We start from the raw sequence: 1680 nt of genomic DNA on the forward strand, positions 1-1680 counted from the left end.
CGACCACGACGACCGAGTCGTCCCAGCGTGGCAACGGCAGCGTGGAGATTCCGATGGACAAGGCGGCTCCAAACAACAGGCGTGACGAAGATCGTGCCGACGAGTATTACATTCTCTACGGCTTTGGTGGGGATTGAAGTGAGCGGGCGTGTCGGTCGACGGACAGCCAGTCGTCGTAATTCTCCCCCGTGACGCTCGACAGCAGGGCGATGTCGTCGGCGAACTCCGGCAGCAGCGCGGCCCGCTCGGCCGGCGTGGTGACCGGCCGGGCACCGGTCTTGCGGTGCAGCAAGGTGAGGATCGGGCCGCGGACGGCCAGCCGCAGCGGCACCGGGAAGCGGTGCCCGATCTCGCCGCCGGTGCGCAGCAGCCGGCGCAGCATCCCGTTCGCCGCGGTGTCCTCGACCACGTGCCGGTTCACGTTCTCCTTCGGGACCTCGGTGAGCACCCCCGTGCTCACCCCCAGGAACGAGCAGACCCGGTCCAGCGTGGCGGCGGGGCTGTCCTTGAGCTCCTTGTAGCGCAGCAACAGCACCTGCTCGCGCGGGAAGACCTTGAACAGATGGTCGATCTGCGCGCCGTACAACCCCTGCCGGATGTAGTGCCAGAAGCTCGCCCACCCGGCCTCGATGCGCACGGGCTCGGCGCGGCAGGCGGCCAGGAAGTCGGCCTCCGGCTCCAGCCCGGCGTTCCAGAGGTGCGTCCAGTTGGAGTGGGCGCGGTCCACCGGGTCGCGCAGCAGGATGATCAGGCGGGCGTCCGGGACCAGGCTCTTGATCCGGTCGTGGGCGTCGAGGTCGTACAGGTAGAACGGGGTGGCCTCGCCGCGGCGGGTGCCGGGCGGCGCCGGGTCGAACAGCGCCTCGTAATCCGCCTGCCGCCAGACGTGCTCCTGATAGGTCTGCACGTCGCCCGGCCCGCCGTGCGTCGGTGGCGGGCCGTCGGACAGGAAGAACTTCGGCTCCTTGACCCGCGACAGGAACAGCTCGGGGTGCCGGACGAGGGCGGCGTGCAGAGCGGTCGTGCCCGCCTTGGGTACGCCGGCGATCAGGAAGTCCGGTAGTGCCATGAGTCCTCCTCACGAGCCTCCAAGTGGGAGTTAGCCTACCGGATTACTAGGCTTTGGCTAACGGTGCTCGTCGTCACCGGACCGGCCGCGCGGGGCGGACCGCCACCACCGCTTGCGACGGAATCTCGGGCACCGCTCGGCGCCACAGAACGCGCAGTCGCTGCCTCTGCGCAGGTGCTCGTGCGCGAGCCGCGGATGCCCGCAAACACATACAGCGTCGTTGGCCGTCATCATCTCACCCACGGTAGTGACTGCAGCACGAAGCGAGTCCAATCCAGCAGTTGATCGCCACCGACATCTCATCATCGATGGCCGGCACGCGCTTCCACTGTCCGATATAACCGTGCTGCACCCGTGGCTACACACTCAGTTATCGCACTTGAGAGTGACATGCGCCACACGGAGTATTCCGACATCTCGGCTTCGTCCCCGACAGCGACGTCGGCGGCGAATCCGCTCGGTCGTCCGCGGATGGCTTCGCCGTACCGAATGTCTATTACTCGGTGTGACTGATGGGGCTGCGGATGGGCCGTGGCAATCGCAGTGAATACGTCCTGTTCACACGGCTATTTCGGACCATACCGGTGGTCAAGATTCACTTGGCTCTTCGG

The 1680-nt window shown here is 66.7% G+C and carries 1 protein-coding gene; it reads right to left on the reverse strand.

What is annotated here, in order from left to right:
- Positions 1-115: 115 nt before the first annotated feature.
- A complete protein-coding gene (locus AB0M20_RS42060) occupies positions 116-1069 on the reverse strand; it encodes a sulfotransferase (protein WP_364306970.1) in 954 nt (317 codons plus the stop codon).
- Positions 1070-1680: the final 611 nt, after the last annotated feature.

The sequence above is a fragment of the Actinoplanes sp. NPDC051633 genome (assembly GCF_040681735.1).
Lineage (GTDB): Bacteria > Actinomycetota > Actinomycetes > Mycobacteriales > Micromonosporaceae > Actinoplanes.

What these genes read in the sequence shown, in the direction of transcription:
- AB0M20_RS42060 (WP_364306970.1), bottom strand. Translation starts at nt 1,069, where the DNA reads ATGGCACTACCGGACTTCCTGATCGCCGGCGTACCCAAGGCGGGCACG.